Source organism: uncultured Subdoligranulum sp. (assembly GCF_937890665.1).
This window is the reverse complement of the sequence record NZ_CALADU010000303.1, coordinates 1-3,219: the sequence shown is the minus strand read 5'-3', so window position 1 is coordinate 3,219 and position 3,219 is coordinate 1. Positions and strand designations below refer to the sequence as shown.

Sequence of the window (3,219 nt, the reverse complement as noted above, 5' to 3'; positions counted from 1 at the left end):
CCTTGCCGCCGATGACGGTGATCAGCGAGGTATCCTTGAGCAGGATGATGAACTCATTGCCCAGCGCAGGCAGGATAGAACGGATGGCCTGCGGGATGATGATGAGCACCATGGTGGTGATGTAGTTGAGGCCCAGACTGCGGCCTGCTTCCATCTGACCGGGGTCCACCGCCATCAAGCCGCCGCGGATGATCTCCGACACATAGGCGCCGGAGTTGATGCCCAGCGCCAGCGCACCGACCATGGTGAAGTTGCGGCTGCTGGCAAAGATAACCATGCTCATGATCAGCAACTGGACCATCATGGGGGTACCGCGAATGACCGTGGCATAAATCTGGCAGATCAGATTGATAAAGCCCAGCACGGGGTTCCGGTGATGCGGCTTTTGCTGGTCATGGCCCACACGAACCAAGGCCACGACCGATCCCAGAACCACGCCCAACACCAGCGCGATGGCCGTGACCAACAAGGTGGTGCCCACGCCCTCGATGTACTGGAGCCAGCGGTCATTGTACAAAAACGCCTGATAGAATTTAACGAAGAATTCCTGACCGAACGTCAGTGTTTCGCCGCTTTTTGCCAGAGCCGAAAGCGCCTCGAACTGTGCTTCCATCCGCTACACAACCTTTCCTGTAGGACAAAGAGAAGGCGCGCCGGGTTCCCGGCGTGCCTTGCTTCAGGGGAAAACCGCTTACTCGGCGGTGATGTACTTGTCGACGATGCTCTGCAGCGTGCCGTCAGCCTCCAGCTCTTCCAGCGCGCCATTGATGGCGTCCAGCAGCTGGGTGTTGCCCTTAGCTACACCGATGGCGTACTCCTCGTTGGCGTACTCGGTGTCCAGAATCTTCAGGCCGGGGTTGGCTTTGACAAACTCCTGCGCAGGGGCGTTGTCGATAACGACGCAGTCCACCTGACCATTCAGCAGAGCCTGCACAGCGGTCAGACCGTTGTCGTAGGGGGTGACGTTCTCTTCACCGAAGCCGCCGTTCTCCACGGTGTCGGAGCAGTACAGGTCACCGGTGGTGCCGCGCTGTACGCCGATCATCTTGCCGGTCATGTCCTCGATGGAGGCGATGTCGGAATCCTCAGGAACGATAACGACCTGAATGCCGTTGGCGTAGGTGTTGCTGAAGTCCATGACGGTCTGGCGCTCTTCGGTAACGGTAACGCCGGCCATGACCATATCGCTCTTGCCGGTCTGAGCGGCCAGCAGGGCAGCGTCAAAATCCATATCATCGATCTGCAGTTCCAGACCCAGCTTGTCGGCAATGGCCTGCGCCACTTCCACGTCGATGCCCTCGAAGCTGCCGTCATCGGCGGTCATCTCGTACGGGGGGAAGGCTGCGTTGGTGGACATGGTCAGCTTGCCGGGGGTGACGGTGGTCAGCTCGCCGGAAGCAGCCTCTGCCGTGGCGGCCTCGCTGGAAGCGGCCTCAGAGGAAGCAGCCTCGGAAGAAGATTCGCTGGAAGAAGCGGAACCGCCGCAGGCGGCCAAGCTCAGCACCATGGCGGTGCCCAGCAGCAAAGCAGTAAGTTTTTTCATGTGTTATACCTTCTTATCTCTCACGAATTTTACGATAGAGCCGGACCCTCACCCGACTGTGTATCCAGTATAATTGCATAAATATGTAAAGTCAATGTATAAAAAACAATTTTGGCGTTTTGCAGGCAGAGCCGTAGCCCCTACCGCCTTTTTTGTGCAAAACAGCGGGAAAATTTTTCTGCTTGACTTCCCTGCCGGGTTGTGCTATAAAAAAGATAACTTCATCCTGTTGAAAGCTGTGAGGCGGACAAACGGGGTGCGGCAAAGCGTTTTCAGAGAAGGCCGCCGCGGGTTTTCCGCGTGGTGCAAGCGGTCCGGCGCAGACCACACCTTTACCACCGCCGAGTGTGGGGGCGAACCCCCGCCGGGTACGGCCCGTTACAGCCGCCGCGAGTGGCGTTTTTCCTTATTTTTATGAGGAAGCGCAAGTTGGGTGGAACCGTGGAGTATTGCAATGCTTCATCCCTTGGAACAGTACAGGGATGAAGCATTTTTTATTTGGGAGGCAGCTTACCATGAAGATCATCTACAAAGACGGCACCGTGGCCGAATGCCCGCAGGATCAGGAACTGCACGTTCTGCGTCACACCGCCGCTCACATTATGGCACAGGCCATCAAGCGCCTGTACCCCGAAGCCGATTTTGCCTTTGGCCCCGCCACCGACAACGGTTTCTACTACGACGTGGATCTGGGCGACACCAAACTGACCGATGAAGATCTGGCCGCCATCGAGAAAGAGATGCGCAAGATCTGCAAAGAGAACCTACCCATCAAGCCCTTTGTTCTGCCCCGGGACGAGGCCGTCAAGCTGATGCAGGAACGGCAGGAGCACTACAAGATCGAGCACATTGCCGATCTGGCTGACGAGACCGAGTTCAGCTTCTACCAGCAGGGCGAATATATCGATATGTGCATCGGACCCCACCTGACCTACACCAAGGCTCTGAAAGCCTTCAAGATCACCCAGCAGAGCGGCGCTTACTGGAAGAACGACAAACAGAACAAGATGCTGACCCGCATCAACGGCGTGGCCTTCCACAATCAGGAAGAGCTGGACGCTTGGGAGAAACAGCAGCAGGAAGCTCGTGAGCGGGATCACCGCAAGATCGGCAAAGAGATGCGGCTCTTCATGACCGACGATCTGGTAGGCCGCGGCCTGCCCATGTTCCTGCCCAACGGCTACACCGTCTGGCAGCAGTTGGAGGACTATATCAAGCAGAAGGAGCGCGACCGCGGCTATCTGCACGTCATGACCCCCTGCGTGGGCACCGTGAACCTCTACCGCACCTCCGGCCACTGGGACCATTACCGTGAGAACATGTTCCCCGCCATGGAGATGGAGGGCGAGAGCTATGTGCTGCGTCCCATGAACTGCCCTCACCACATGATGATCTACGCCAACCAGCCCCATAGCTACCGCCAGCTGCCCATCCGCATCGGCGAGATCGCTCACGACTTCCGTTACGAGTCCAGCGGCACGCTGAAGGGCATTGAGCGTGGCCGTCACTTCTGCCAGAACGACGCCCACCTCTTTGTGACGCCGGAGCAGATCAAGGACGAAGTCGCCGCCGTCTGTGCGTTGATCTTTGATGTATACAAAGACTTCCACATCACCGACTACCGCTGCGTACTGAGCCTGCGGGACCCCGCCGACAAGAAGAAGTACCATGACGAC

Annotated in this window: 3 protein-coding genes; 1 reads left to right on the top strand and 2 read right to left on the bottom strand. The window is 57.7% G+C overall.

The window, feature by feature from the left end; all coding sequences use genetic code 11:
• Together Q0526_RS17540 and Q0526_RS17535 are read right to left on the bottom strand one after the other, a co-directional pair.
• On the bottom strand, positions 1–613 hold a 613-nt coding region (locus Q0526_RS17540), incomplete at its 3' end, for an amino acid ABC transporter permease (protein ID WP_298736517.1).
• 78 nt (positions 614–691) lie between these two features.
• On the bottom strand, positions 692–1,543 hold the full coding sequence (locus Q0526_RS17535) for a transporter substrate-binding domain-containing protein (RefSeq protein WP_298736515.1): 852 nt from the start codon (positions 1,541–1,543) through the stop codon (positions 692–694).
• 515 nt (positions 1,544–2,058) lie between these two features.
• Between Q0526_RS17535 and thrS the strand changes: the two genes are divergently transcribed.
• Positions 2,059–3,219, top strand: a 1,161-nt coding sequence (thrS, locus tag Q0526_RS17530) for a threonine--tRNA ligase (protein WP_298736512.1), incomplete at its 3' end; no start/stop codon positions are given.